General features: G+C 63.8%; 28 protein-coding genes. 18 read left to right on the plus strand and 10 right to left on the minus strand.

What is annotated here, in order from left to right; all coding sequences use genetic code 11:
- Positions 1–8: 8 nt before the first annotated feature.
- Complete coding sequence (locus BMW89_RS18040) at positions 9–254, minus strand: zinc-finger domain-containing protein (protein WP_007602543.1); 246 nt, start codon at positions 252–254, stop codon at positions 9–11.
- 305 nt (positions 255–559) lie between these two features.
- Here BMW89_RS18040 and BMW89_RS18045 point away from each other — a divergent pair, with 305 nt between their 5' ends.
- Both BMW89_RS18045 and BMW89_RS18050 read left to right on the plus strand, forming a co-directional pair.
- Positions 560–1,696: a hypothetical protein gene (locus BMW89_RS18045; RefSeq protein WP_092028327.1), complete on the plus strand. Its 1,137-nt coding sequence runs from the start codon at positions 560–562 to the stop codon at positions 1,694–1,696.
- 35 nt (positions 1,697–1,731) lie between these two features.
- On the plus strand, positions 1,732–2,487 hold the full coding sequence (locus tag BMW89_RS18050; protein WP_177196127.1) for an alpha/beta fold hydrolase: 756 nt from the start codon (positions 1,732–1,734) through the stop codon (positions 2,485–2,487).
- Positions 2,488–2,539: 52 nt separating this feature from the next.
- Here the strand turns inward: BMW89_RS18050 and BMW89_RS18055 are convergent, their stop codons facing one another.
- Complete coding sequence (locus BMW89_RS18055; RefSeq protein WP_092028329.1) at positions 2,540–3,211, minus strand: hypothetical protein; 672 nt, start codon at positions 3,209–3,211, stop codon at positions 2,540–2,542.
- Positions 3,212–3,464: 253 nt separating this feature from the next.
- On the opposite strand from BMW89_RS18055, the gene BMW89_RS18060 reads away from it, so the two are divergent.
- Entirely contained in the window at positions 3,465–3,878 is a 414-nt protein-coding gene (locus tag BMW89_RS18060; protein WP_244547619.1) for a hypothetical protein, read from the plus strand.
- Here BMW89_RS18060 and BMW89_RS18065 read toward each other — a convergent pair whose 3' ends face one another.
- The gene (locus tag BMW89_RS18065) at positions 3,879–4,865 is read right to left on the minus strand and encodes an ABC transporter substrate-binding protein (protein WP_092028330.1); all 987 of its coding nucleotides are present in this window, start codon (positions 4,863–4,865) and stop codon (positions 3,879–3,881) included. It abuts the gene before it with no gap.
- A 112-nt stretch (positions 4,866–4,977) separates the two neighbouring features.
- The gene (locus tag BMW89_RS18070) at positions 4,978–5,913 is read right to left on the minus strand and encodes a LysR family transcriptional regulator (RefSeq protein ID WP_092028331.1); all 936 of its coding nucleotides are present in this window, start codon (positions 5,911–5,913) and stop codon (positions 4,978–4,980) included.
- A 107-nt stretch (positions 5,914–6,020) separates the two neighbouring features.
- Between BMW89_RS18070 and BMW89_RS18075 the strand changes: the two genes are divergently transcribed.
- Positions 6,021–6,434: a hypothetical protein gene (locus tag BMW89_RS18075; protein ID WP_092028332.1), complete on the plus strand. Its 414-nt coding sequence runs from the start codon at positions 6,021–6,023 to the stop codon at positions 6,432–6,434.
- A gap of 151 nt (positions 6,435–6,585) precedes the next feature.
- Here BMW89_RS18075 and BMW89_RS18080 read toward each other — a convergent pair whose 3' ends face one another.
- Positions 6,586–7,956 carry a hypothetical protein gene (locus BMW89_RS18080; protein WP_177196128.1) on the minus strand — a complete coding sequence of 457 codons (1,371 nt, stop codon included), beginning with the start codon at positions 7,954–7,956 and terminating at the stop codon, positions 6,586–6,588.
- Between the two features lie 275 nt (positions 7,957–8,231).
- Here BMW89_RS18080 and cysE point away from each other — a divergent pair, with 275 nt between their 5' ends.
- Both cysE and BMW89_RS18090 read left to right on the plus strand, forming a co-directional pair.
- Complete coding sequence (gene cysE, locus BMW89_RS18085) at positions 8,232–9,056, plus strand: serine O-acetyltransferase (protein ID WP_177196129.1); 825 nt, start codon at positions 8,232–8,234, stop codon at positions 9,054–9,056.
- 137 nt (positions 9,057–9,193) lie between these two features.
- Positions 9,194–9,412, plus strand: coding sequence for a DUF3126 family protein (locus tag BMW89_RS18090; protein ID WP_007602550.1), 219 nt, complete (start codon positions 9,194–9,196; stop codon positions 9,410–9,412).
- A gap of 177 nt (positions 9,413–9,589) precedes the next feature.
- On the opposite strand, the gene BMW89_RS18095 is transcribed toward BMW89_RS18090, so the two are convergent.
- Positions 9,590–10,498: a LysR family transcriptional regulator gene (locus tag BMW89_RS18095; RefSeq protein ID WP_092028333.1), complete on the minus strand. Its 909-nt coding sequence runs from the start codon at positions 10,496–10,498 to the stop codon at positions 9,590–9,592.
- A gap of 193 nt (positions 10,499–10,691) precedes the next feature.
- Here BMW89_RS18095 and BMW89_RS18100 point away from each other — a divergent pair, with 193 nt between their 5' ends.
- The 6 genes from BMW89_RS18100 to BMW89_RS18125 are packed head-to-tail and all read left to right on the plus strand — an operon-like array spanning position 10,692 to position 17,430.
- Positions 10,692–11,720: a transporter substrate-binding domain-containing protein gene (locus BMW89_RS18100; RefSeq protein WP_092028334.1), complete on the plus strand. Its 1,029-nt coding sequence runs from the start codon at positions 10,692–10,694 to the stop codon at positions 11,718–11,720.
- A gap of 47 nt (positions 11,721–11,767) precedes the next feature.
- Positions 11,768–12,961 (plus strand): ABC transporter permease subunit, encoded by a 1,194-nt coding sequence (locus tag BMW89_RS18105; protein WP_092028335.1) that lies wholly within the window; start codon positions 11,768–11,770, stop codon positions 12,959–12,961.
- Complete coding sequence (locus BMW89_RS18110; protein ID WP_092028336.1) at positions 12,958–14,091, plus strand: amino acid ABC transporter permease; 1,134 nt, start codon at positions 12,958–12,960, stop codon at positions 14,089–14,091. The genes BMW89_RS18105 and BMW89_RS18110 overlap by 4 nt, the downstream gene beginning before the upstream one ends.
- A complete protein-coding gene (locus tag BMW89_RS18115) occupies positions 14,088–14,882 on the plus strand; it encodes an amino acid ABC transporter ATP-binding protein (RefSeq protein WP_092028337.1) in 795 nt (264 codons plus the stop codon). Before BMW89_RS18110 ends, BMW89_RS18115 begins: the two co-directional genes overlap by 4 nt.
- Before the next feature lie 53 nt (positions 14,883–14,935).
- Positions 14,936–16,237 (plus strand): serine hydroxymethyltransferase, encoded by a 1,302-nt coding sequence (glyA, locus tag BMW89_RS18120; RefSeq protein ID WP_092028338.1) that lies wholly within the window; start codon positions 14,936–14,938, stop codon positions 16,235–16,237.
- Between the two features lie 23 nt (positions 16,238–16,260).
- A complete protein-coding gene (locus tag BMW89_RS18125; protein ID WP_092028339.1) occupies positions 16,261–17,430 on the plus strand; it encodes an aminotransferase class V-fold PLP-dependent enzyme in 1,170 nt (389 codons plus the stop codon).
- 78 nt (positions 17,431–17,508) lie between these two features.
- On the opposite strand, the gene BMW89_RS18130 is transcribed toward BMW89_RS18125, so the two are convergent.
- Positions 17,509–18,405 (minus strand): LysR family transcriptional regulator, encoded by an 897-nt coding sequence (locus tag BMW89_RS18130; RefSeq protein WP_092028340.1) that lies wholly within the window; start codon positions 18,403–18,405, stop codon positions 17,509–17,511.
- Positions 18,406–18,674: 269 nt separating this feature from the next.
- Here BMW89_RS18130 and BMW89_RS18135 point away from each other — a divergent pair, with 269 nt between their 5' ends.
- Positions 18,675–19,409, plus strand: a complete 735-nt coding sequence (locus BMW89_RS18135) for an SDR family NAD(P)-dependent oxidoreductase (RefSeq protein WP_092028341.1) — start codon at positions 18,675–18,677, stop codon at positions 19,407–19,409.
- Positions 19,410–19,425: 16 nt separating this feature from the next.
- Complete coding sequence (locus BMW89_RS18140) at positions 19,426–20,019, plus strand: NADPH-dependent F420 reductase (protein WP_177196130.1); 594 nt, start codon at positions 19,426–19,428, stop codon at positions 20,017–20,019.
- A 260-nt stretch (positions 20,020–20,279) separates the two neighbouring features.
- On the opposite strand, the gene BMW89_RS18145 is transcribed toward BMW89_RS18140, so the two are convergent.
- A complete protein-coding gene (locus BMW89_RS18145; RefSeq protein ID WP_092028343.1) occupies positions 20,280–20,987 on the minus strand; it encodes a hypothetical protein in 708 nt (235 codons plus the stop codon).
- Between the two features lie 218 nt (positions 20,988–21,205).
- On the opposite strand from BMW89_RS18145, the gene BMW89_RS18150 reads away from it, so the two are divergent.
- From BMW89_RS18150 to BMW89_RS18160, 3 genes are all read left to right on the plus strand, one after another.
- Positions 21,206–21,535, plus strand: a complete 330-nt coding sequence (locus BMW89_RS18150; RefSeq protein ID WP_092028344.1) for a DUF6949 family protein — start codon at positions 21,206–21,208, stop codon at positions 21,533–21,535.
- 87 nt (positions 21,536–21,622) lie between these two features.
- Positions 21,623–22,153 carry a gamma carbonic anhydrase family protein gene (locus BMW89_RS18155; protein ID WP_092028345.1) on the plus strand — a complete coding sequence of 177 codons (531 nt, stop codon included), beginning with the start codon at positions 21,623–21,625 and terminating at the stop codon, positions 22,151–22,153.
- A gap of 122 nt (positions 22,154–22,275) precedes the next feature.
- Positions 22,276–23,970: a PAS-domain containing protein gene (locus BMW89_RS18160; RefSeq protein WP_092028346.1), complete on the plus strand. Its 1,695-nt coding sequence runs from the start codon at positions 22,276–22,278 to the stop codon at positions 23,968–23,970.
- A gap of 17 nt (positions 23,971–23,987) precedes the next feature.
- Here BMW89_RS18160 and BMW89_RS37930 read toward each other — a convergent pair whose 3' ends face one another.
- Together BMW89_RS37930 and BMW89_RS18165 are read right to left on the minus strand one after the other, a co-directional pair.
- Positions 23,988–24,152 carry a hypothetical protein gene (locus BMW89_RS37930; RefSeq protein ID WP_177196131.1) on the minus strand — a complete coding sequence of 55 codons (165 nt, stop codon included), beginning with the start codon at positions 24,150–24,152 and terminating at the stop codon, positions 23,988–23,990.
- Entirely contained in the window at positions 24,149–24,379 is a 231-nt protein-coding gene (locus BMW89_RS18165; RefSeq protein ID WP_092028347.1) for a hypothetical protein, read from the minus strand. Before BMW89_RS18165 ends, BMW89_RS37930 begins: the two co-directional genes overlap by 4 nt.
- Positions 24,380–24,475: 96 nt before the next feature.
- On the opposite strand from BMW89_RS18165, the gene BMW89_RS18170 reads away from it, so the two are divergent.
- A complete protein-coding gene (locus BMW89_RS18170) occupies positions 24,476–24,781 on the plus strand; it encodes a hypothetical protein (protein WP_092028348.1) in 306 nt (101 codons plus the stop codon).
- The last annotated feature ends 61 nt before the right edge of the window (positions 24,782–24,842 follow it).

Genomic DNA, 24,842 nt, shown 5'->3' on the forward strand with positions numbered 1-24,842 from the left:
GGACGCGGTCAGGCGACCTTGTCTTTCAGCACGCATTCCGGCGGACGGGCTTCGCCGGCCTTCAGGTCCGCCGCGAAGCGGTACAGCGTCGAGCAGTACGGGCAGATGATCTCGTTGTCGTTGCCGAGGTCCAGGAAGACGTGCGGATGATCGAACGGAGGGTTGGCGCCCACGCACATGAACTCTTGCGAGCCGATCTCGATGACGGGGACGCCGGCATCGTTATGGAAGTGCGGGACGACATGGTCGGACATCGTAACTCATCCTGGAGTGGTAGTGGCGGCAGACACAATCAAAAACTGGCGCGGCATCTTTAAGGCGCCGCGGACCATACTGGGGGGTACCGATGATTGCTAGTCCAGGGGAACCGAAAGGACCGCATTGCCCCATGCTCATTTACTCATGCAAATTCGACACAATCTTGCGGCCTGAGAGAAGCCCTTCTTTCGTCGGGGACGTTGTGTCGCAATTTTGGCATACTATGTCTGTGGACGAGTGGAATTGCGGCAAAAGACGAACCATCAGGCGCAACCGATCTTGGACCGTCCGGGCTTTTGGCATGAAGTGGCTGCGAATCAGCACAGCGTTGACCGGGATCGCGGCATGCAGCTTCCTGCTCGCCCAGGTCGCGCCGCATGCCCGCGAGGCCGGCGCGATTTTCGTCGCCCAGGATGATCCGGCCGCGCTGTCCGAGCTCAAGCTCAATGCGGCTCTCGCGCAGAACGACCATCTGGTCCAGGACAATATCGAGGCCGCGCTCGCCGCGGGTGACGCCGATCTCGCCGACAGCTTTGTCGCGCTGGCGCGTGACCGCAATATCGCGCTGTCCGACGACCTGCTCAACCGCGTCAGCGACGCGGTCAAAGACGAAAATTCCACCTCGCATTTCGCCAAACGCTTTGCCACCGGGCTCGTCACCGGCACCGCCGACGATGTCGCGAGCCTGTCGGGAACGGTGGCCGGCGATCTCTTCGTCATCGGCGATATCAGGGACGTGGTGCGGGAAGGCAAGCACCTCGCCATGGGCGAGGACACCGACCGCCTGGTGCTTGGCCTTGCGACCGCGGGCCTTGCGGTGACGGCCGTGACTTACGTGTCGGTCGGCGGCGCCGCGCCGGTGCGCGCGGGGCTGACACTGGTGAAGGACGCGCGAAAAGTCGGGCGGCTCGGCGAGGGGCTCGCGGCGTGGGCCGGCCGGTCCGCGCGCGAGGTGGTCGATGCGCCGATGCTTCAGAATGCGGTCGCCAAGGGCTCGGTGTTCCGCCCCGGCGAGACTGTGAGCGCGATCAAGGCTGCGTTCCGCGCCGAGAAGGCTGGCGCGCTGGTCCGGCTCGGCAAGGACGTCACGCGCGTTGCCGAAAAGACCGGCACGCGCGGGGCGATGGACACGCTGCGCATCGCCGAGGGCCCGAAGGATGTCGCGCGCGCAGCCCGGCTTGCGGAAGCGCAAGGGAGCAAGACCCGTGCGATCATGAAGCTCTTCGGTCGCGGCGCGCTGCTGCTGATCGGCGGCGCATTCGATCTGGCGCTCTGGCTGTTCGGTGCGGCATTGACACTGTTCGGCCTGTTATCCTCGATCAAGGCCACGACCGAGCGGCTCACCCAGACCTGGTGCGATCGCAAACGGGCGCGGCGGCTCCGCCGGGCCCAGATCGCCGCCGAGGCCGCTCTGGCGAACGCGGCCGTCACAGCCTAAGATCACCCTTTCCCCACAACATCGCGGAACTGATGATGCCGAGCTTTCACAACGGCGCCGTTGAAATTGCCTATCTCGACGAAGGCGAGGGCGAACCGATCATCCTGGTGCACGGCTTTGCCTCCAGCAAGAACGTGAACTGGGTCTATCCGACCTGGGTCTCGGAGCTGCGCAAGAACGGCCGCCGCGTCATCGCGCTCGACAATCGCGGCCATGGCGACAGCGCAAAGCTCTACGAGGCCGCGCAATATTCGATTCCCGTCATGGCGGGCGACGTGCTCGCGCTGATGGATCATCTCGCCATCCCGCAGGCCGACATCATGGGCTATTCGATGGGGGGGCGGATGACGGCCTGGCTCGGCCTCAACGCGCCGCAGCGCCTGCGCTCGGCGATCCTCGGCGGCATCGGCATCGGCGGCCTGATCGAAGGCTCCGGGCCCGGCGAGAACGTGGCGAAGGCGCTGGAGGCGCCCTCGCTCGACGACGTCACCGATCCCGTCGGCCGCACGTTTCGTGCGTTTGCCGACCAGACCCGTTCCGACCGCCGCGCGCTGGCGGCCTGCCTGCGCGGCACGCGCGATCTCATGACGAAGGATGACGCCGCGCGCATCGACGTGCCCGTGCTGGTCGCGGTCGGCTCGACCGACGACGTCGCTGGATCCGCGAGTGCGCTCGGCGCGATCATTCCGGGCTCGGAAGTGCTCGATATCCCCGGTCGCGATCACATGCGCGCGGTCGGCGACAAGGTCTACAAGACGGGCGTGCTCGATTTCCTGTCACGTCGCGGCTGAAGGCAATGTTGTCTGAGGCCGTCGCGAAGCGCGAACGCTGCTCGCAGCCCCTTCAATTCGTCGTGGTCTTGCCGCCGCGCATGGACACGAGCTTGTCCGCACCAAATCCGAGAATGAGCCAGGCAGTCTCATCGAAACCGTCTGCGAGCTTTCCCTCGTGAGAATACACGATCTGAGCAGCTTCCGACTTCGACGGCGGTCCCAGCGCCGTGATGACCTGCTGACGCGACATACCCAAATGCAGCTTGCCGTCGAAGACGACGGGCGCAAACTTTTCCGGGATGACGGCGCAATCGGCCGAGGCCCCGGCGTCCTTCTCGGTGAGCTCTTCAACGATTTCGGTGACGAGATGGTCCGGGCCGCCGATCTCTCCGCTGGACACCACCCATAGTCGATGCTGCGCGCGCCGATAACACAGCCAATAGAGGCTGCCTCCAGCGTCGCCCTGGTGTTGGATGGTCCCTTCGCCCACGGCTTCGCGGACAGCGCCGAGCCGCGTCTCTTCGAAGCGGCCGGCGAATGCGCCCAGCGAAAAGCGGGTCGCCAATCTCTTCACGACGGTCGGCGGCACGCGCTCGAACGCATGTTCGTCGAGGGGCGGCGGCGGTGTCTGCGCGGAGCAGTCGTTCGCGGGGATCGCGAAAAGGAGAAGCAGCAAGACGAGCGTCTTTCGACCATCAACTCCGAATTGCCTGACATTGAAGATTGAAGAGAGGCAGAACATCGTCAAACGTCCGAAACGGGCCAGAAGCGAACCTTCGCCGCATCGGGCGGTGCCCGTGGACTCGCCATTCGTCGTCGACGACCCACGCCAGGTTCAATTTGCATTCAGGACCACCGGGCTCATATCGGCTGGGCTCTATTGGTGGTGGAGATTGACGGCGCGCCGGCGAACCAGAAAGTCCCTTGGCGCTACAGAGCACCATGGACTTCTTTCGATCGGAAGACCTTGATGAGTCGATGAACGGAGCCGACCCGTGGAATTTTTGCTGAGAATGATGCTCGCTACCGCTCTCGTGACCCTTGCTCCAGCCGCCGCCCAGGCGCCGAAGAAAGCCGTCGCTTCTCCTGCCGTGCAGAAGGAATTCGATGGCTTCATCGAGAAATTTCGCGCGGCGCTGAAAATAAACGATTCCGCCGCCGTCGCCGGGATGACACGATTGCCGTTCATGAACGACAAGGCAATTCGCGACGCGGCGCAATTTCGCGCCAAGATCTATCTGACCTCGTTCACGGCGAAAAATCGCGCGTGCATCCAGCGCGGCAAGGCCGTTTACGACCCCGATCAAGAGAACAATGACAGTTACGTCGTCGTCTGCGGAGACGATATCTTCGTCTTTGCCAGGACGCCGGCGGGGTTCCTTTTCACGGATATAGGCGCGAATGACTGATCACTCGATCACCTCGTCGGCACGGGCGAGAAGAGCTGCCGGGACGATAAGGTCGATTGCTTTCGCTGTTTTGGCGTTGATGATCAGCTCTTCCTTCGTCGGCCCCTGCACCGGAAGGTCCGCGGGTTTTTCGCCCTTCAGGATACGATCGACGTAAGTTGCGGAGCTGCGATACAGATCAGCCGTATCCGGGCCGTACGACATCAGGCCGCCGGCAGCCACCTGGAAGCGATTCCAGTAGATCGCCGGCAACTTCCTGGCGTTGGCCAAATTCACGATCAGGTCGCGGTGGACGTTCGAGAAAGTTGCGGCCGTGATGATCAATCCGCCGCCTCCTTCAGCAGCAAAGGAACCAGCTTCACGCTCGATGTCTTCTGCCCCGTGAACGGCAACCGAAATCGGTTCGATCGCCAGCGACTGCGCGGCCGTTTCGAATGACGCCTTGAAGCCCCTGAAATTGTGATTGACGGGATCGCCGAGCATCGCAACCCGCGTCAGACGCGGCGACATCTCCTTGAGCAAACCAAGCCATTTTCCTCCGATATCGTACTCAAAGGGAGTAAAGCCGGTGATGTTACCCGACGGTCGCGCCAGACTGGCTACCAAACCTCCGGCAACAGGGTCCGTGACGTTGATGAATACGACCGGCACTGTCGCGGTAGTCTCGCGCAGGGCCAGCGCCGGCTCCGTCCCAGTCGTGAGGATCAGTGCGGGAGACGTGCTCACCAACTCCTTCGCCAGGGACCGCGCCCGTTCAATGTTGCCCCGCGCCCAGCGGTAATCGATCTGGATGTTTTGACCTTCAATCCAGCCGAGTTGCCGCAGTCCGGCGCTGAACGCTCCCAGATATTTCGTGACCTGGAGGTCCCCCTCGGTCGCTCCGAACAGAACGCCGATCCGCCGCATTGATCCGTCTGTCTGAGCTTTTGCGATGAGCGGCCATGCCGCTGCACCGCCTGCAAGGCCAATAAATTCACGTCGCCGCATGCCAGTCCCCGCAATCAGTATACGTCAGTATACCCGTCCAAACTCTGCAGTTGGAAGACGCGCGGGCCGGTTGACCGAATATGCTGATGGCCGCTCCGTAACGACCGATGCTTCACACCGCCTTGTCGCTGAACGCGGCGGGAAGCGTGGTGAGGAACGACATGACGCGCTGTGTGCGCAGGGGCGGGCGGCGGTCGGAGGGGCGCAGCATCCATAGGGGTTCTCCAGGCGCGCGCCAGGGCGCAAGCACTTCGACCAGCCGGCCGGTACGAAGGTCTTCGTCGACGAGCCACGCCGGCCCCCAGCCGACCCCAAACCCATTCGCGATCAAAGCGAGCGAAGCGTGCGCGTCGTCGCAAATGTGCTTGGGCTTGGGCGTGACGCGAATGGGTGCTTTGCCGTGCGGGTCGGCGAAGCGCCAGGTCAGGATCTGACCGCTCGCGGGATTCCGGAAGCCGACGTGGTCGTGCGCGGAAAGCTCGTATGGAGTCGCCGGCGCGCCGCGCGCGTTCAGATAGGCAGGCGAGGCGCAAGCGATCCAGGAGAACGTGCAAAGCCGCCGCGCCCGATGGCCGGGCGCGCGGTCGAGGCGCCCTGAGCGGATCGCGACGTCGACGCCTTCCGCCGCGAGATCGAGAATCTCGTTGCGGAATTTGACCTCGATCTCGATTTCCGGCCGTTCCCGCAGGAACGCGGGTAGTCGCGGCAGGATGCAGGCGCGCGCGAACGAGGCGGGGGCGGTCACGCGCACCCGCCCGCCATCGTCGCGCGCGACTTCGCCGAGCGCGGATTGGACACGGGCGAGACTTTCGACCAACGCGCGTCCCGCCGCCATCAGCCTGTCGCCCTCTTCGGTCAGCGCCAGCGAATGGGTGGAGCGATGCAGAAGCCGCAACCCGCGAGCCTTTTCGAAGCGGGCGACCGCCTTGGACATCGCCGAGGTGGTCGTCCCCGCCCGGCGCGCGGCTTCGGCGAAGGAGCCCGCCTCGACGACGCGGACGAAGGCGAGGAGACGCGAGAGGTCGGGAGGTAAAGTCGTTGTGGACATGCAGTCCACATAGTCATGGCCACGTAGTCACTACAAGAGCCAATCCCGAACGGCTAAACAGCGAGCGTCAGCGCGCATTCTGAGGCGCTAGAAACGCGGGAAGTCCCATGAACCTCATCGAAATCACCCTGCAAGCCCTTGACGCCGCCGAGCGCGCGATTCCAGCCGGCCAGCCGGTCTATATGCTGAATCTGCTGTGCTACCGCGCGAATGCGCGTTACGAGGATGGATTCGGCGCCGCGCCCTGCTCGGGCCGCGAAGCCTTTAATGAACGCTATAGGCCGGCATTCCGGCGTCTCGCGGCCGGTAAGTCGCTCGTGCGGATGTTTTCAGGGCCGGTCCTAACGAGCCTCGTCGGCTCGCCAGGCGAACGCTGGGACGAAGCGGCGATCAATGAATACGGCGATTTCGCCACCTTCCGCTCGATCGTCGACACCGAGACTTACCGGCGCGAAGTCGCCCCGCATCGGCACGCGGCGCTCGAGGATTTCCGGCTGTTCGCGCTCGCCAAGGCGATGTGAATGCATTGAGGCGACGGCGGCCTCTGTTATCGGACTCCGGCTTTGCCAACGCGGACAGGCTGTTGAACGCCAGGTCAGTCCTGGGTGCTTCTTTTCGATGAATGCGCTCGCTGCTCGGACGAAACAAGCGCGAGGACGCTTCATCCCAAGCTCATCGCGCTTTGCTGTCGTCGCCAAACCGCCGCGCCAGCGCCATCAGCACCACGAAGGTCGCAACCCACACCATCCGCGCGCCGTAGCGGTCGTGCGGGCCGGAGATGACGGCGCAGATGAAGGCGTTGCCGAGCAGCGCCAGCGTCACGGTCGCCGCCAGCAGCGTCAGATCGTCCAGCCTGCGTTTTGCCAGTGCATCGCCGAGCAGCACGACCAGCGCCAGCATCGAGGCGAGGGCGACCGGCACGTGCACCCAATTGATGACGGTGAAGTCGAGCTGCCAGTTCTGCTGCCGCGCCGCGCGCATCGGTGCAACTTGCGAAGGAATGTAACGCTCGATGATGCCGTAGGTGTGCGGGATCCAGACACTGGCGCCTTCGCCGGTCGCGACATGCAGCAATTGCTGGCCCATCGCCCTGAGCGCCGCGCCGGCCTGCCAGGCCGGATAGTCGGCAAGCGATTGCACGACGATGGTGCCCATCTCGTCGTTCATGCCTTCGAAGCGGCCGAGCGTGTTGAACATGCTGTTGCCCCACAGGAACGCGTCGGCGGTCGCCGGCAATTCATGGCGATAGGGACAGAGCTTGAAGTTTTCGCGCGGGCAGCGGTCATCGAGAAAGCGCGCGACGATGCCGTCCTGCATCATGCGGCCGAAGGCAACGCCGGTGCCGCCCGGCGTCCAGGCCCATTTGCCTGACAGCGCGTGGTTCGCCGACACCAGCATCAGCCCGCCGACGACGATGGTCAGGCTCGCCTGGACCAGTGCTGCGAAGGACAGGCGTGCGCGCAAAAACGGACGCATCGTCCAGCCGGCAACGCAGAGCCCGAGCAGCACGCCCAGCGTAGCGCTGTGGGTCGCGGCGGCGAAGGCGGTGAAGACGAACAGCGCGACTTTCTCGATCGCCGAGATCCGGCTGCCGCCGACCACCAGCAGGAACAGCGACAAGATCGAGAGCCCGGCAAAGATGTCGGTGAGCAGCATGCTGGCGAGCCAGGGCAGTGCGGTCGACAGGATCAAGAGCAGGCTGATCGCGACAAAGAGGAAAGTTTGCATCAGGCCAAGCACGCGCAAGGTGAGCTGGAGCAGCCACAGCGTCGCCAGCGACTGGACGGCGAGGTTGATCCAGAATCCAAAACCCTCGCCATAGTGCAGATAGAGGCCGAACACGGTGGAGCGGCTGGGGACGAGATAGCCCTCGTACCAGCGCGCGAGATAACCGCCGGTATCCCATTGCAACAGCGGATAGCCGTTCCAGAGCGCCGGCGCGATCATCAGGAGGGGCAAGAGGACGGACAAGGCGAGAGCGGCAAGCCGCAGCCAGAAGGTATCAGCGGCGCGCGCGCGCAATTGGTCGGTGGTGGTGGTCAAATCCGCTCCGTCGTCGCCGGGACCATGCCTGCAATAAGGGTCGGGAGAGAATTCACCAATAGTTTGACGCGCTGCGGCTTGAATTTGCCAAAAGCCTGACCATTTTTAGCCAACCTTGCCGCTTGGGGGCGTCAGAAGAAACCGTTGTGTTTCAAGGCGTTGGCATGCTTTTGCGGGGCAAGGCGCTGTTCACTCGGAGGCAAGCCCGTCGGGACTTTGTCGCCTAGACTGTGTTATAGAGCCAACAAAACCAGCCAACTCGAAAGAGCAGATCCATGGCAGTGCACCAGGTCAATCCGGGAGGAAAGCTCGCATCGCTCGATCCGATCTGGGAACGGATCCGCGGCGAGGCGGAGGACATCGTCCATCGCGAGCCCGAGCTTGCGACCTTCATCTATTCGATGGTGCTGCATCACAGCCGCCTGGAAGATTCGGTGATCCACCGTCTCGCCGACCGGCTCGATCACTCCGCGCTGTCGGGCGATCTCGTGCGCCAGACCTATGACGAGGCGCTGCGCGACGATCCGGATCTCGGCAACGTCTTCCGCGCCGATCTTGTCGCCATCTATGATCGCGATCCCGCGACCTCGCGCTTCATCGATCCCTTGCTCTACTTCAAGGGCTTTCACGCGATCCAGACCCATCGTCTCGCGCACTGGCTTTATCTGAGGGGCCGCAAGGATTTCGCGTACTACCTCCAGAGCCGCGCGTCTGCGGTGTTCCAGACTGATATCAATCCCGCCGCGCGCATCGGCCGCGGCATCTTCCTCGACCACGCCACCGGCTTCGTCTGCGGCGAGACGGCGTTGATCGAGGACGACGTCTCGATCCTGCACGGCGTCACGCTCGGCGGCACCGGCAAGGAGAACGAGGACCGTCATCCAAAAATCCGTCACGGCGTCCTGATCGGCGCCGGCGCAAAAATCCTCGGCAACATCGAGATCGGTCATTGTGCGCGTATCGCGGCGGGTTCGGTCGTGGTGAAGCCGGTGCCGCACAACGTCACGGTTGCCGGCGTGCCCGCCAAGATCGTCGGCGAAGCCGGCTGCGCCGAGCCGTCGCGCACCATGGATCAGATGATCAACGCCATGGGCCTTTGAGGCGGGGCTTTAGGCTCGCGAGCTAAGGGCCGGATTCTCCAGCTCTTTTCGTCCCCAAATTCTTTGGCAATTCATGCTGGCGGTTCGTCGCGTCTCGTCCTAAAACGCGGCCAGCCAATTTCGATCGGAGACTTGCCGTGGACGTCAAAGAAGTCAGAAAGCTCGACGCGTATCTGAAGCGCGTATTCGGCAATCCCAAGATCCGTGTCGTGCCGCGGCCGAAGAAGGATGATTCCGCCGAGGTCTATATCGGCGAGGAATTCATCGGCGTGCTGTTCGTCGACGACGAGGACGATGATCGCTCGTTCCAGTTCCAGATGGCGATCCTCGAAGACGATCTCGTCGATCAGGAATAGTTTTCAACACCGTGGTCCCTCTCGTGTCCCGGACGCACTGCAACGCCCTTAGCGTTGCGGTGCAGAGCCGGGACCCACGCCGCATTGATTGCGCGCAGAGACATGGGCCCCGGCTCTGCAGCGCACCGTCGAAGAGACGCTGCGCTGCGTCCGGGGCACACATCGACGATCAGCCCTTCATCGCCGCGCCGTCATTGAAGTCGCCACCGTTCGTAGCTCGCTGACGAATTCGGCGATTGCCGGATTGCGCCTTTCACCGGTGCGAAAGGCCACGAAGATCCGCCGCGTGATGATCGGTAGGATCTCCTTCAGGCGCAACGTGCCGATATGGTCGCGCCCGCGCAAGCCCGGATTGATCGACACCGAGCAGCCTGCCTCGACCATGGCGCGCACAACTTCAAAACTATGGCAGCGGGCATTGATGATGGGATCGAAGCCGGCATTGCGGCAAGCACCGACAATCACGTCCGAATAGGTGGCGGACGTCGTGTCGAGAACCCAGCGCTCGGTCGCAAGCTCAGGCAAGGTGAGGTGAGGGCGCTCGGCCAAGGGGTGGTCGCGCGGCAGCAGGACGTGGAGGTGGTCGTCGAGAAGATGCAGCATCTCGACCTGTGTCTCCGAGAGGCTCGCCGACGTCGTGAGGTCGTCGACAATCGCGACGTCGGTTTGCCAGGCGCGTAGCGCAGCCAGGCTGTCGTCGGGCTCCAGCTCCTCGAAGATCGTCGCCAGATCGGGGAAGCGCGCCGACATCGCGCGGATCGTCGGCGGAATCAGAGATGCGGCGACGGAAGGAAACGCCGAGACGCGCAACTCGCCGGCGACGGTCTTCTTCAGCTCCGCAAGGTCGGTCTTCGCTTCCTCCAGAATGCCGATGACCCGCCCGGCATGGTCGACAAGTCGCTGTCCCGCCGGGGTGAGCCGTACGCCGCGGCCCCTGCGTTCGACCAATTCAACTCCGGTCTCGTCCTCCAGCTGCGCGATTTGCTGCGAAACGGCCGACGGAGAGATCAACAAAGCCTCAGCCACCGCTGCCATTGTTTTTCGCAGCGAAAGCTCACGAAGCGTGCGGAGTCGGGCGAAATCCATCCGTGAGCTCCCTCAAATGCCCAGACAACGATCATGCATATTATCTAATGTATATCGCAAAATTAATTAAGTAGACCAGAATTGTTTTGGCCCTGTAGCCTTCCTTCCCAGAGCAGTTCGGGTGTTCACAAGAGGAGCACATCCCAAGCCCGGCTGAGACGCGTTGGACGACAACAGGCAGAGGGGTTCTCGGATGGCTCGTTTCAAATTTCTGGTCGCTGCGCTGGCCGCAGCATCGCTGTGGGCGCCGGGCGCATCCGCCACCGTCCTCGACAACGTCAAGCAGCGCGGCGTCCTGAACTGCGGCACCGACAACACGGCCCCCGGTTTCGGCTACCTCAACACCAAGACCGGCAAGATCGAAGGCCTCGATGCCGATTTCTGCCGCGCCATGGCGGCTGCCGTTCTCGGCGATGCCAGCAAGGTCAACTTCGTCATCGTCACCGACAAGAGCCGCTTCAACGCCTTGCAGACCGGGCAGGCCGATGTCGTCTTTGCACATACGACCGTCAAGCCGGTGCGCGAATCCGCGATCGGCATCGATTTCCTGCCGATCAATTTCTACGACGGCACCGGCATGATGGTGAAGTCGGCGTCCGGCGTGAAATCCGTCGCGGAGCTGGACGGTGCGACGGTCTGCACGACGCAGGGCTCCGGCACCGAAGCCACGCTCGCCGCCTTCGTCCGCGCGCGCGGCTTCAAGACCACCAAGGTGCTCACGTTCGAGAATCTCGAGAAGCTGTTTGGCGCGCTCCAGAGCGATCGCTGCAACGCGATGTCGACGGACAAATCCGCGCTTGCGGCCTGGCGCGGCAACTCCGGCAAGCCGGACGACTACACGATCCTGCCTGAGACGCTGAACAAGTCGCCATTCGCCGGCTTCGTCATCGCCAACGATTCCAGATGGCGCAATCTGCTGCGCTGGGCGACGTTCGCGCTGTTCCAGGCGGAAGAGTGGGACATCAATTCAGCCAATCTTGCCGACAGGATGAAAGACGAGAGTGCGTTCGTGCAGAAATTCCTCGGCGCGAAGGACGGTTTTGGCAAGGATTTCGGTGTCGCCGACGATTTCGTCGCCAGCATGATCAAGTCCGTCGGCAATTACGGCGAGATCTACGACCGTAACCTCGGACCCAAGACACCCTATTTCATCGATCGTGCCGGCACGCCCAACGCGATGTGGACCAAGGGCGGCGCCGAGTACTCGCCTCCGTGGAACTGAGCAGATGAGGCGAGCCGACCGGTTCGCCTCGATCTCGGGAGGGCGTCGTGAGCACAGAGATCGCCGAATACCACAGCATCCCGCCGGCGCGTCGCGGCCTGCTGATCGCGTCAAGATGGCTGTTACAGGCTGCGATCGTCATCGCGGTGGCAGGGCTCGTCATCTGGCTTGGCTTGGCTGTCCGTGAGGCACTCGCCCGCAAGGGCATCCAGTTCTCGTTCGGCTATCTCGGCAATGTCGCGAATTTCAGTCTCAGTGAAGGCTTCGTCCCTTCATTTGAGGGCAACTGGCCAATTCTGGAGCCGTTCTCTCCGTCCAACAGCAATCTCCAGGCGCTGTTCGCGGGCCTTTGGAATTCGCTGAAGGTCGCACTTTCGGCGATCGTCCTCTGCACCATGTTCGGCACGCTGGTCGGCATCGGCCGGCTCTCGACCAACTGGCTGGTGCGCAACCTCTGCTTCGGACTGGTCGAGGCCATCCGCAACACGCCGCTGCTGATCCAGATCGTATTCTGGTATTTTGCGGTGGTGCTGCGGTTTCCTCCCGCGAACGCCGCGTCGAACTGGTTCGGCGGCCTCCTTGCCAGTCGTTCGGGTGTGTTCTTGCCGGGACTTGCGATCTCCGAGCGCGCCGGCGTTGCGTCCTGGGGATTGCTCGCCGTTACATTCGCCTTGGTCGTCGGCTGCGTGGTTCTGCGCGGATTGCGCCTCCGGTTGATCCTCCTGGCAGCGGCGGTCGCAGCCCTGATCGGAGCCGGCTTTGTCGGCTTTCCTCTCGGCCTCGATTTGCCGGTCGCCACGCGGTTCGGCGCGCGCGGAGGCTTTTCCATTTCACCGGAAATGACGGCACTCCTGCTTGCGATCGTCGTCAACAGTTCCGCCTATGTCGCCGAGATCGTCCGCGGTGCGATCGAGGCGCTGCCGAAAGGACAATGGGAGGCGTCCGCCTCACTCGGATTGTCGCGTTCCCACACGCTGCGCGACATCATCCTTCCGCAGGTTTTCAGGATCGTCCTGCCATCCCTTGCCAACCGATATATCAGCCTGACGAAGGACACTTCGCTCGGGATCGCAATCGGCTTCCCCGATCTGTTCAACGTCTACGGCACCGTCTCGAACCAGACCGGACGAAATCTCGAAGGCGTCGTGATCGTGATGCTGACCTACCTCGCGCTGAGCTGGATCATCAGCGCCTGCGTGAACGGCATCAACGCGCGCATGAATGGGCGGAGGGCGCGATGACCACGTTGGCGCTGCGATGGGTCCATCGCAACCTCTTCGCCAAGCCGTTCGATGCCGCGCTCTCGCTGGTCATCATCCCGATGCTGGCCTGGGCGGTCTATGCCTTTGCGCACTGGGCGCTGGTCGAGGCGCATTGGCAGGTCGTCGGCGGCAGCTTCAAGGTGCTGATGACCGGGATCTATCCCGCCGACCAGTTGTGGCGGGCATGGTTCTCCGTTGCGACGCTCTGCGCGATGTTCGGTGCCGGCCTCGGCCTTTCGGTCCGCCCGGGGCGAGCCGCGTCGACGGTTGTCGCATTGGGCGTGGCGTTGACCGGTGTCATGGTCGCGGTCGCGATCGACGTGCATTCTGGCATGCTTGCCGCCGGCAGCGCCGCGCTCGGTGTTGCTGCATGGTGCGGCGTCCATCACTTGGCTGCTGACCAGCGCATCGTGCTGTCAGGACTTCTTGCGGGCGTCGTGGCCATCTTCGTCGTCCTCTCGCCGCCGGGCTTTGAGGTCTGGGGCGGTCTGCTGCTCAGCGTCGTCCTGACGATCGCGGTCTCGATTCTGACCCTGCCTTTCGGAATCCTGCTCGCGCTCGGCCGGCAAAGCCGCATCACCAGCCTGCGCGTGATTTCGACAGCCTATATCGAGACGATGCGGTCTGTGCCGCTGATCCTCGTCGTCTACTGGATCTGGATCATCGTGCCGCTGCTGGCGCCGGATACGTCCGTGCCCGGCCTGCTGCGCGGCATGGCCGGCTTTGCCCTCTTCTTCGCGGCCTATGTCGCCGAATATGTCCGCAGCGGACTTCAGGCGGTTCCGAAGGGCCAGATCGAGGCGGCACGCTCGCTCGCCATGAGCAGCTGGACGCTCAATGTCGATATCGTCCTGCCGCAGGCGCTGCGGGTTGTCGTTCCCTCGCTGGTCGGACAGATCCTCGACATCTTCAATGGCGCGACGCTGGTCTTCATCATCGGCCTCACCGATTTCCTGCGCGCCGGACAAATGATCCTCGCCGATCCCCAGAACAGCGGCCGGACCTACGAGATCTACGTCTTCTTATTCGCCGTCTATCTCGCCATCGGCGGGGCGATCACCTACGCCTCGCGCCGCCTCGAAGCCCATCTCGCAAGGGGATCACGATGAACGCCATCCAGATTCCGGCAGCCGCGACGTCGCGCGAAATCATCGTCAGCATCATCAGCCTCAACAAGTCCTTTGGTGCGTTCCATGTCCTGAAGGATGTCGATCTCGACGTCGGACGCGGCGAGGTCGTCGTCATCATCGGCGCCAGCGGCTCGGGGAAGTCGACCTTGATCCGCTGTGTCAACGGCCTGGAGATGTACCAGAGCGGACGACTGACCGTCGACGGCTTCAGCATGCCCACGGAGGCCGATCGCGCGATCGGCGGCGAGAGGGAATTGGCCAGGATCCGCAAGGGAGTCGGCATGGTGTTCCAGCAGTTCAATCTGTTCCCGCATATGAGCGCGATCGACAATGTCGCGATTGCGCCGATCCGCGTGCGCGGCCGCAAGCCCGACGAGGCGAGGGCGAACGCGTTGCGCCTGCTCGACAGGGTTGGCTTGCGCGACCACGCCCACAAGCTTCCCTCCCAGCTCTCCGGCGGCCAGCAGCAGCGCGTCGCAATCGCCCGGTCGCTGGCGATGGAGCCGCACATCATGCTGTTCGACGAGCCGACCTCCGCGCTCGACCCCGAGATGGTCGGCGAGGTGCTCGACGTCATGCGCGAGCTTGCGCGCGAAGGCATGACGATGATGATCGTGACCCACGAGATGGGCTTCGCCCGCGAGGTCGCCGACCGCGTCGTCTATATCGATCACGGGCGCATCCTGGAGACAGGCACGCCGGCGGAGATATTCGACCGGCCGACACACGAGCGAACCCGAACCTTTCTCTCGCGCGTGCTTCGTCACTGACGAAGGCTTCGCGCAGAACCACTCAAGAATTCCAACCTAGAAGAGGATGACACATGTCACTTTCGACGGGCGCCGCTCAAGCCCATTCCACCGACGTCAACTGGCATAGCTTCTTCGGCGCGGGCGCCCGTCAGATCGGCGCTGACGTCGTCGCGCTGATCGACCAGGACCGCAAGAGGGAGGCGCTGTCCCTCAACATGATCGCGTCCGCCTCCTATGCGCCGCTCGGCCTGCGCCAGATCGAAGGGACCCATCTCGTCAACCGTGCGCCGATGGGCTTGCCCGGCCGTCGCAGCGTCGCCAATTGCGAGGAACTCGACGCAATCGAGAACCTTGCGATCGATCGGGCGAAGGCGATCTTCGGCGCCGAATACGTCAACGTGCAGGCACTGTCCTCGACCATCGCCAATGTCGCGGTCCTGCGCGCGATCCTGCCGGCCGAAGGCGCGCGGCTGCTGACCTTCGACGAGCTCGCCGGCGGCCATGTCAGCCACGGCGCGATCCGTCATATCACCGGCGCGAACCGCGAGGTCGTCTCCTTCGGCGTGACCCGTACTGGCGCGGTCGATCTGGACCAGGCCCGCGACCTCGCGCGCAAAGTGAAACCGCATGTCTTGCTCGCCGGTCCATCCTCGTATCCGCGCGAGATCGACTTTGCTGGATTGAAGATCATTGCCGACGAGGTCGGCGCGTTGCTCTTCACCGACATTGCGCATGTCGCGGGGCTGATCGCGGCCGGCCTCCATGCCAATCCCGTTCCCTTCTCCGACGTGTCCACAAGCTCGACGCAGAAGACATTGTGTGGACCGCGCAATGGCGCCTTCGTCTTCGCCAAAGAGCGCTTCGGCGCCGCCATCGACGCCGCCGTCTATCCCGGCCTGCAAGGCCCGGCAGCCTCGAACATGATTGCGGCGCGGGCCGTGCAATTGGACATGATCACCCGCCCGGCCTTTGCGCAGCTCATGCGCGACGTCGTCGCGAATGCAAAGGCGTTCGCTGCGGGCCTCGAGGAGGGGGGCATAGAGCTTTACACCGGCGGCACGGACTCGCACATGATCATGGCTTACACCGGCGAGAGCTGGACCCAGCCGGAATTGGTCGCGGGGCTCGGCGCTTACGGCGTCATCGGCAACGCCATGCGTGCGCCAGGGCAAGCCGGCGAACCACGTACCGCTTTCCGGTTCGGCAGCGTCGCTCTGACGATCCGCGGCTTCGATACAAATGAGGCCAGGAAGCTCGGCCGCGAGGTTGCGGAGATCTTGCGCGCCGGCCCAAGCGCTGCCGTCGATCCCGCGCGTCTTCGCAGGTTGAAGGATCTGGCCAACGCCCATCCCATTCCGTCCTTCGTCGATTGATCCCGCACGCGGAGCCATTGATCATGAGCCGCCACTACGACGTCGCCGCGGTCCGCCGCCAGTTTCCCGTGACCGAGCGCCTGCTTTATCTCGATTCCGCCCATCAGACGCCTCTGGCGACCAGCGTTCGCGAGGCGCTGCTCGGCTTTTATCGGGAAGGCAGTGAATTGGGAGGCCCCAAGCCAGTTTGGCTTGAAAGGATCGAGCAGGTCCGTGCCCGGGTCGCAAAACTCCTCAACGCTACGCCGGCCGAGATCGCCTTCACCAAGAACACCTCCGAGGGCATGAACATCGCCGCCAACGCATTGCCGCTCACGGCGGGCGACAATGTGCTGCTGATCGAAGGGGACCATCCCAACAACGCCTATGCTTTCCTCAATCTTCGGCGCAAGGGAGTTGAGGTTCGCTTCGTGCCGCTGACCGGTGAGACGGCCCGTGCCGAGATGTTCGCGCCCCATATCGATGCCCGCACGCGTGCGATCTCGCTCTCCCATGTCACCTTTCACGCGGGACACCGTTTCGATATCGACGGCATCGGCGCGCTCTGCGCGCAGAAGGGGCTCTATTTCGTCATTGACGCGATGCAGTCGATCGGTGTCGTCCCGCTTGATGTTGCGAAATGCGGAGCAAGCCTGATCGGGGCGGGCTGCCACAAGGGGCTGCTGGTGCCGCAGGGCCTCGGCATCCTCTATTGCCGGCAGGAGCTCGACGAACTCCAGCCGGCCTATCTCGCCATGTCGAGCCTCGCGCATCCGCCGGGCGACTACATCGCGCGCGCCGACAACATGACGCTGAAGAGGGGCGCCGGGCGGTTCGAGATCGGCAATCTCAATTTGCCCGACATTCATGCGCTCGACGCCTCGCTCACGCTGATCGAGAGCGTCGGCCAATCCGCCATCGAGGCGCATCTCCTTGATCTCGGCGACCGCCTGATCGAGCGCATGGACGATCTCGGTGTCCGTCTTGTGGGGCCGCGCGACCGCGCCGATCGCTCGCCGCACATCTACGTGCTGGATCTGCCTGCGGATTCGTGGGCCGACTATCTCACCAGCCGGAATGTGCGCGTGTCGCCGGAGCGCGACGGCATCCGCATTTCCTTCGGTCTGTTCAACACGGCCGAGGATGTCGACCGGTTCGCGCAGGTGATCGCCGAGCGCGGCACCCTGCCGGTTCGCGCAGGCGCGGCCGCCTGAACTTCGTGACGAAGCGTGTAAATCGGCGTTCAAATTTGACCCCAATGATTCAAAGCAACCGCCGGCTCTTGCCGCGCGTCAGTCGCGCGATATGGACAGGCCCGCGAGAAGCGGCGCGTATTCGGCGAGCCTGCGGGATACGAACTCGGTGAAGAGCCGCACGCGCTTTGTCTTGCGAGACTCCCCCTGTGTGAGAAGCCACAGCGTTCCGTAGATGTGCAGGTCGGTGCCCGGCACCCTCACCAGCAGGGGGTCGGCATCTCCGACGAAGCACGGCAGCGTCGTGATCCCGAGCCCTTGCCGTACCGCAACGATCTGCGCCCCGGCATCCGAGACCCTGAACGGAACGCCCGTGGCGCGCACCTCTCCCTCGCGGACCCAATCCGGAATTCCATGGATGCTGATGACGATCCACCTGACAGGATCAGGCGCGCCCGCGCGCCACGCGGCTAGCCGGTCGCGGGACATGTAGACGCCGCCGAACAGCTCCGGTCCCTTCAGGCCGTGAAGATTGAGCGGCAGGGTTTTGCGGTCGTAGACGACGCGGATCGCGACGTCGGCCTCCCGGTTGGTCAGATTTGCCAGCTCGCCGAACGACAAGATGTCCATCTCGATATCCGGATGCAGACGCGCGAAATCGGCGAAGTCCGGCATCAGCAGGTGGGTCGCAAGCGGCGGCGCCAGCGTCACCCGCAGAAGCCCGCGCACGCTCTGGTCGCGCCCGAAGACGCGCGTCTCCAGCTGGTGCGACGACGCTTCCATCTGGCCTGCGAACTCGAGGACCTCCTCGCCCGCAGCCGTCAGGCGGTAGCCTGATGGCAGCTTTTCGAACATCTGGACCCCGAGGCGTTCCTCGAGCTGGGCGATACGTCGCAGCACGGTCGCGTGGTTCACCCCGAGGCGCTCGGCGGCAGCCCGCACCGAGCCTCCGCGCGCGACGGCAAGAAAGTAGCGAACGTCATCCCAGTCTATCATGGTGCAATCCCGCACCGCGCGGTGCGCCTTCCAAAGCCCAGCATCTAACACATCGAACAGAAGTACGGGCGGCCATCATAGCCTATGCCGGCAGGCGCGGCCCAATTCCGAACGGCGGACACCCATCGTCGCGGCTGGTGTCAGTCGTCCAGCCGGATCGATTTCGCACCACCGATGTGCGCGCTTCCGCACTGAACGCCTGACCCCGGCGGACCCATCTGCAGGTTCTCGGGGGCAGATGCTGCCCCGACACCACGAAAGGAGAAATTGTGGGAAAGCTTGAAGGTAAGGTTGCAGTCATCACGGGTGGATCGAGCGGCATGGCGCTGGCGAGCGCCAGGCGGTTCGTTGAAGAAGGCGCCTATGTTTTCATTACGGGCCGGAGGCAGGAGACGCTCGACGAGGCCGTCAAGCTGATCGGCCGGAACGTGACCGGCGTGCGCGGCGACGCGGCCAATCTCGACGACCTCGACCGCCTGTTCGACACGGTGAAGCGGGAGAAGGGCAAGATCGATGTGCTGTACGCGAGCGCCGGCACGGGCGAAGCCGTCCCACTGGGCGAGATCACCGAGCAGCATTTCGATGCGACCTTCGGCCTGAATACGCGCGGCACGCTGTTCACGGTGCAAAAGGCGCTGCCGCTGTTTAGCGATGGCGGATCGATCTTCATGACCGGATCCGTTGCTTCGCTGAAGGGTTTTCCCGGCTACAGCGTGTATGCGGCGAGCAAGGCGGCGTTGCATGCATTCGCCCGCGGGTGGCTCAACGAGCTGAAGGGCAGGAATATCCGGGTCAACGTGCTGCACCCGGGCCCGATCGCCACACCGATGCAGGACCAGGTTCTCACCGCGGAGGCGAAGCAGATGTTCGAATCCCTGATCCCGCGGGGAACGATGGGGCGTCCTGAAGAAATTGCGACGGCTGCGCTGTTTCTGGCGTCGGACGATTCCAGCTTCGTGAATGGGCTGGAGCTGTCCGTCGACGGCGGCTTCTCGGCGATCTGAAAATAGGAGACGCATGATGAGCTACGCAATTGTCGGATTCGGCAAGATCGGCCAGGCCCTTGCCCACGCCTTCGCCCGTAAAAATATCGACGTATCAGTCGCGAGCCGCCAGGCGGCCGAGGCGTTGGCGCCGCAGGCTCGGGCGATTGGACCCACGGTCGTCGCCAAGTCGCTGCGGGATGCACTCGAGGCCGACACGATCTTTCTGGCGGTCCCGTTCGGCGAGCATCGCGAGGTCGCGAAGGCCCTGCCGAGCTGGAAGGACAAGACGATCATCGACGCGACGAACGGGTTTGGAGAAGAGCTGGACGGTCTTCTGTCCTCCGCCGTCGTCGCGAAGGCGTTCACCGGCGCCAGGCTCGTGAAAGGTTTCAATCACCTTGGTGCGACCAAACTGGCTGCCGATCCGGTCGTCGAGGGCGGCCACCGCGTCGTCTTTCTCGCGAGCGACGACGAGGACGCGACCGCTCCCGTGGCGGCCTTGGCCAAGCAACTCGGGTTCGCACCCGTCAAGCTGGGAAAGCTCAACGAGGGCGGCGCGCTGGTGCACGCACGCGGCCGCATCTGGGGCCCGCTCATCTTCCAGGACTTGTTCAGGAAGGAGCAGTAATCCGACCGTGGGGCGATATTACAGGCTGAGTGACAACGAAGCGGCTTGATTGCTGCGACGCCGACAGGCTTCGGGATCGTCCGATGCCTGTCGGTGGCCGCATCAACTCGATCGCGCCATGATGCCATCATGCGCCTGTTTTGCCCGACGGGTCAAGTTTATTTCGAAAAATACGAAGTCCAAAAAGAATACGAAGTCATGACAGGCGCTTGGCTACTGTGCATGGGGTTGTTTCGTATTTTTGCGTTGAGCTCCCGCGCTCAGCCCTTCGGCCCGCGCAGCTGCGCCGTCAGCCTATCCATCGCTTCCGCCGCGTCGCGCCATTGCGACAGCCAGCTGCGCGGAAAGCGGAAGGTGAGGTCGGCGCTGCCGACGCGGCGTTCGGACAGGCACATGCCGGGCGTCGCCCCATCGCGCGTGCAGCGCGCCGTCAGCGCGGGGCTTGCGGCGGAGTAGAAGTCCTCGCTGCCGTACGGCGTCTCGGCGCGGAACATCCGCATCGTCAGCCCGTCCTCTAGCGTGGTCGCGGCCTGGTCGAGATAGCGCGGATAGATCGTGGCTGTTCGCTGCTCGGGCGCGAGCGCATCGTGATGGGCGGCGATCGACAGGAAGATGCGGTCGATCGGCTGCATCGTCGTTTCCACCGCATCGGCGGTGACGTGCTTCGGCGCGCCGGGCGGCTCCAGCGAGGGATAGAGGAAGTCGAGGTCGATGCGCTCCTGCGGCCCGGAGTGCCGCTGGATCTTCATCCGGATCGCCGTCACCGGCAGATTGAACAGCGTGCCGCCGATGCTCACCGGCAGCTTGTCCGGAGCGCTCGCGCCGCCCGTTTCCCAGGTCGGCCACAGCAGATAGGCGACCAGTGCGACCGCGCAGGCCGCCGCCGCTCCGCCGAGCGCGATCGGCACCACATGCGCTCGGGTGCGCGTGCGGGGAGAGCGAGGGGATACTGCCGAAAACAACGTCATGAGTGCGCACGGACCCGAAGTCGGCCGATGGCCGACGAATCAGCGGCGAATATGCCACGCGGCGGCGATTTTGCGGAAGGTCCCAGGCTACCGGGCACGGAAGAGGGCCCTGCGCGGACCGGGCGGCGGCGTTAACCCTCGCTTAAGGATAATGTAGCGTTAACCGGCACTATTTGTCACAGGAAGGCTCCGGCGTTGCGTAAGGGCGGACCGTTCCAATGACACCTGAAGCTCTCAATACATTCTTCGCGATCTGCATCGGCTTCGCGTTCGCGGGCGCGCTCGTGAACGGATACCAGGCGGCCACACAGCGGGCCGCGGGCTTCGGCCTGTTGCAGGACGGCGTGGCGCCGAAGACGTTTGCGGCCGTTCCGTTCCTGGTTTTCGCGGCGCCCTTCATCATCATGCGCAACACGCTGCGCGGCATGCGCCTGGAAAGCCGCCGCGTCGAGTTCGTGGCGATGGCGACCGTCATCGCCGGCTTCTGGAGCATGATGAGCGGCACCTTCTTCCTGATGACCCTGCGCGCGACCGGCGTTTTGGGCTGACGCCTTGCAGGGCTGCCTGCTGCGGCGGCCCTTTGCCTCCGCGCCGTCGTTTCGCTATGGCTTGGGTTGACGCGACAGGAGACCTCCATGGCGATCTACGAGCTCGACGGGCAGGCGCCCGATCTTCCCTCGGACGGAAATTACTTCATCGCGGAGACCGCGACCGTGATCGGCCGTGTGCGCCTGAAGCCGGGCGCGAGCGTCTGGTTCGGCGCTGTCCTGCGCGGCGACAATGAGTGGATCGAGATCGGCGAGGGCGCCAACGTGCAGGACGGCTCGACCTGCCACACCGACCTCGGATTTCCCATGGTCATCGGCAAGAACTGCACCGTCGGCCACAACGTCATCCTGCACGGCTGCACCATCGAGGAGGGCGCGCTGATCGGCATGGGCTCGATCGTGATGAACGGCGCGAAGATCGGCCGCAACAGCATCGTCGGCGCCGGCTCCGTCATCACCGAGGGCAAGGAGTTCCCCGAACGCTCGCTGATCATCGGCTCACCCGCGCGCGTGATCCGCACGCTCGATGACGCCCAGGTCCAGAAGATGGGGAGCGCGGCGAGGTTCTATGTCGCCAACGGCCCGCGCTTCACGAAAGGCCTGAAGCGGATCGGCTGACGCCGATGTGGACCTGTTGATCCAGCGCGGTTCCATACCGTAACAATACCGGCCGGTAATTTAATCCTCCGCTAGCGCTGCAACGGTATGATGAGGCGTTTTCAACCAGGAGGAGCGGCGCCATGGACGCTGCGGCGCTGGGATCCCGGCTTAATGCCGGAACCAAACTCTTTAAGAAATTTGTTCAGTTCGCGCGCGGCGCCGACACGCTGAGCGTTGCGGAGAAGGTCTACAGCATCGCCGGCTTCCTCGCGATCGTGACCACCTTCCTGCTGGTGATGTCGATCCAGTCGGTGCGATTGCAGACGACCTATCGTCACATGCACGCCACCTCCGCGGAGGCCGCGATCAATGTCGGGCGCATCAACGCGCTGATCTATGCCATCGTGATGGAATCGCGTGGCATCTACATGTCCGGCGATCGCGGCTCGATGAAGCCGTTCGCCGATGGGCTGGTGCGCCGCAACCGCGACCTCGCCGACGCAGTGAAGGGCATGGAGCGGACGGTGAGCGCCGACGACGCCGAACAATTCGCAAGCTTCCGCCAGCGCATCGCGCAGTTCATCGAGTTCCGCCAGGAGCTGGTGCGGCGCGGGCTGGAGATTAGCCCCGCGGCGGCGCGCGAATTGGGCGATAATGATGCCAACCGCACGCTACGCAACAAGCTCAACAGCGATCTCGAGGGACTCGAACGCATCTACCGGGAGCGCGCCCGTCAGGCGGACGAGCTCGCCGACGAAAACCGCTATGCCGGGGCCTATCTGTTCGTACTTGGGCTTGCGGCCCTCATTCTTGCGGGCCTCAACGTCGTCGTGATGCGCGGCTCGGTGGTCGGCGCGCTCGCCGAGATCACGCAGGCGACCGACCGGATCGCCGACGGCGACGTCAAGAGCAAGGTGCCGCATCTCGGCCGTCACGACGAGATCGGACATCTCGCACGCGCCGTGCAGCACTTCCGCGACGCGGTGGCGCGGATCTTCGAGCTGGAAGAGCTCGAGCTCGGTACCGCCCAGGCGCGCGACGCGGCGATGACCGAGCGCGACAAGTTCAACGACAAGTACCAGGCCAAGAAGTGGCAGCTCTCGGCCGCGATCAACAGCATGCCGCAGGGCCTGATCATGCTCGACGGCAAGGCCAATGTGGTCGCCATGAACGCCAACTACCGGCAGATCTACAATCTTCCCGAGACGATCCAGGCGGGATCGACGCTCGAGGAAATCCTCCAGCATCGGGTCGAGAGCGGGCTGTTCAGCGGCGACGTCGCGAAATTTCTCGCGGCGATCCTCGATCGGATCGCCAAGCGCGAGCCGGCCGCCAATGAGATCGCCTTGAATGACGGCCGCATCATCAAGATCTACGAGCGTCCGATGGACGGCGGCGGCTGGGTGTCGGTGCAGGAGGACGTCACCGAACAGCGTCAGCGCGAGCGCATTCTGGAGCGGATGGAGCGCTTCCTTGCCACCATCATCGAGAACGTGGCCGAGGGCATCATCGCCAAGGACGCGCGCAATTTGCGCTATGTCTTCGTCAACAAGGCGGCCGAGAAGATGATCGGCATGTCGCGTGGCGAGATCATCGGCAAGACCGCGCGGGAACTGTTCTCCCCGGAAGCGGCGGAATTGATCGAGCGGCGCGACCTGCAGCTTCTGGCGCAGCGGCAGCAGCTCGAGCCGATCATCGACACCATCGACAACCCGGCGCGCGGGCGCCGCGTCATCTCCGCCCGCCGGGTCCAGATCGGTGGCGCCGGCGAAGAGTCCCACATGTTCGTGACCATGATCGAGGACCGTACCGAGAAGATGGTGGCGGCAGCATAGCTGCTGGGAGCGTGGCGTCAGCTTCCCTCGGATTCGCGGGCTTCGATGCTTGCTGCGACCTTCTCGTGACCGGCCGACCACAGCGCATGCTCGTCGCTGCCGTAGAGGTACGGATTGGCCCCTGCCGGAATGTTCTCGCGCGCGGCGCGTTCGCCCTCTGCAAAGGGATCGCGATCGGTCATCTTGATTTGGCCTTTCTGGCTTTGGGGCGCACGGCCGGCTTGTCCGCGTCGCCGTTCAGCCGCACGCTCTTGCGCAAGGCATCCCTGAGATCGATCGGGATGCCGTGCTTCTTCAAGAGGTCGGCGAAGGCTTCGTCCGCGAGCTCCTGAAAATTTGCCATCCTGTCGCGTCCCAATTGCTTCAACTTGTCCAACGTATCCTCGTCGAACGCGATCAGTTTGCGCATGATCGTGGCTGCCTCTGTGTTTCAAGCTGATGCGACGGAATTTGTTCCGGAACGCGTCCTGGTCAGGGCCGTTGACGACTAAAGGGAGAATTTCCGATGGCCGTATCGTCTGCAACTGCTTCCATGAAAACCTTGATCGTGATCCTCAGTCTCGCCGCGATGCCAACCGTTGCGTTCGCGCAGGCGACCGGCGGCACGGCCGGCTCCTCTGGATCCACCGGAGGCGTCGGCAACTCTCCATCGGCGCCTCCCGGCACCAACAGCCTCGGCACGGCGCAATCGTCTGGCGCGGGCTCCGGCGTCACCACAGGCACCGGCGCGGGTGGCTCCCCCGATGCCGCCGTCAATGCCGAGAACCGTATGCTTGACAAGAAACTCAAGAGCATCTGCCGCGGCTGCTGATGCTCGCGCGGAAGTGAGGCAGGGAGACTGTCAGGAACGCCTGTGTGACGTTAGCTTGGCC

Source organism: Bradyrhizobium sp. OK095, assembly GCF_900109945.1.
Lineage (GTDB): Bacteria > Pseudomonadota > Alphaproteobacteria > Rhizobiales > Xanthobacteraceae > Bradyrhizobium.

What these genes read in the sequence shown, in the direction of transcription:
- BMW89_RS18040 (WP_007602543.1), bottom strand. Translation starts at nt 254, where the DNA reads ATGTCCGACCATGTCGTCCCGCACTTCCATAACGATGCCGGCGTCCCC.
- BMW89_RS18045 (WP_092028327.1), top strand. Translation starts at nt 560, where the DNA reads ATGAAGTGGCTGCGAATCAGCACAGCGTTGACCGGGATCGCGGCATGC.
- BMW89_RS18050 (WP_177196127.1), top strand. Translation starts at nt 1,732, where the DNA reads ATGCCGAGCTTTCACAACGGCGCCGTTGAAATTGCCTATCTCGACGAA.
- BMW89_RS18055 (WP_092028329.1), bottom strand. Translation starts at nt 3,211, where the DNA reads ATGTTCTGCCTCTCTTCAATCTTCAATGTCAGGCAATTCGGAGTTGAT.
- BMW89_RS18065 (WP_092028330.1), bottom strand. Translation starts at nt 4,865, where the DNA reads ATGCGGCGACGTGAATTTATTGGCCTTGCAGGCGGTGCAGCGGCATGG.
- BMW89_RS18070 (WP_092028331.1), bottom strand. Translation starts at nt 5,913, where the DNA reads ATGTCCACAACGACTTTACCTCCCGACCTCTCGCGTCTCCTCGCCTTC.
- BMW89_RS18075 (WP_092028332.1), top strand. Translation starts at nt 6,021, where the DNA reads ATGAACCTCATCGAAATCACCCTGCAAGCCCTTGACGCCGCCGAGCGC.
- cysE (WP_177196129.1), top strand. Translation starts at nt 8,232, where the DNA reads ATGGCAGTGCACCAGGTCAATCCGGGAGGAAAGCTCGCATCGCTCGAT.
- BMW89_RS18095 (WP_092028333.1), bottom strand. Translation starts at nt 10,498, where the DNA reads ATGGATTTCGCCCGACTCCGCACGCTTCGTGAGCTTTCGCTGCGAAAA.
- BMW89_RS18100 (WP_092028334.1), top strand. Translation starts at nt 10,692, where the DNA reads ATGGCTCGTTTCAAATTTCTGGTCGCTGCGCTGGCCGCAGCATCGCTG.
- BMW89_RS18110 (WP_092028336.1), top strand. Translation starts at nt 12,958, where the DNA reads ATGACCACGTTGGCGCTGCGATGGGTCCATCGCAACCTCTTCGCCAAG.
- BMW89_RS18115 (WP_092028337.1), top strand. Translation starts at nt 14,088, where the DNA reads ATGAACGCCATCCAGATTCCGGCAGCCGCGACGTCGCGCGAAATCATC.
- glyA (WP_092028338.1), top strand. Translation starts at nt 14,936, where the DNA reads ATGTCACTTTCGACGGGCGCCGCTCAAGCCCATTCCACCGACGTCAAC.
- BMW89_RS18125 (WP_092028339.1), top strand. Translation starts at nt 16,261, where the DNA reads ATGAGCCGCCACTACGACGTCGCCGCGGTCCGCCGCCAGTTTCCCGTG.
- BMW89_RS18130 (WP_092028340.1), bottom strand. Translation starts at nt 18,405, where the DNA reads ATGATAGACTGGGATGACGTTCGCTACTTTCTTGCCGTCGCGCGCGGA.
- BMW89_RS18140 (WP_177196130.1), top strand. Translation starts at nt 19,426, where the DNA reads ATGAGCTACGCAATTGTCGGATTCGGCAAGATCGGCCAGGCCCTTGCC.
- BMW89_RS18145 (WP_092028343.1), bottom strand. Translation starts at nt 20,987, where the DNA reads ATGACGTTGTTTTCGGCAGTATCCCCTCGCTCTCCCCGCACGCGCACC.
- BMW89_RS18150 (WP_092028344.1), top strand. Translation starts at nt 21,206, where the DNA reads ATGACACCTGAAGCTCTCAATACATTCTTCGCGATCTGCATCGGCTTC.
- BMW89_RS18155 (WP_092028345.1), top strand. Translation starts at nt 21,623, where the DNA reads ATGGCGATCTACGAGCTCGACGGGCAGGCGCCCGATCTTCCCTCGGAC.
- BMW89_RS18160 (WP_092028346.1), top strand. Translation starts at nt 22,276, where the DNA reads ATGGACGCTGCGGCGCTGGGATCCCGGCTTAATGCCGGAACCAAACTC.
- BMW89_RS37930 (WP_177196131.1), bottom strand. Translation starts at nt 24,152, where the DNA reads ATGACCGATCGCGATCCCTTTGCAGAGGGCGAACGCGCCGCGCGCGAG.
- BMW89_RS18165 (WP_092028347.1), bottom strand. Translation starts at nt 24,379, where the DNA reads ATGCGCAAACTGATCGCGTTCGACGAGGATACGTTGGACAAGTTGAAG.
- BMW89_RS18170 (WP_092028348.1), top strand. Translation starts at nt 24,476, where the DNA reads ATGGCCGTATCGTCTGCAACTGCTTCCATGAAAACCTTGATCGTGATC.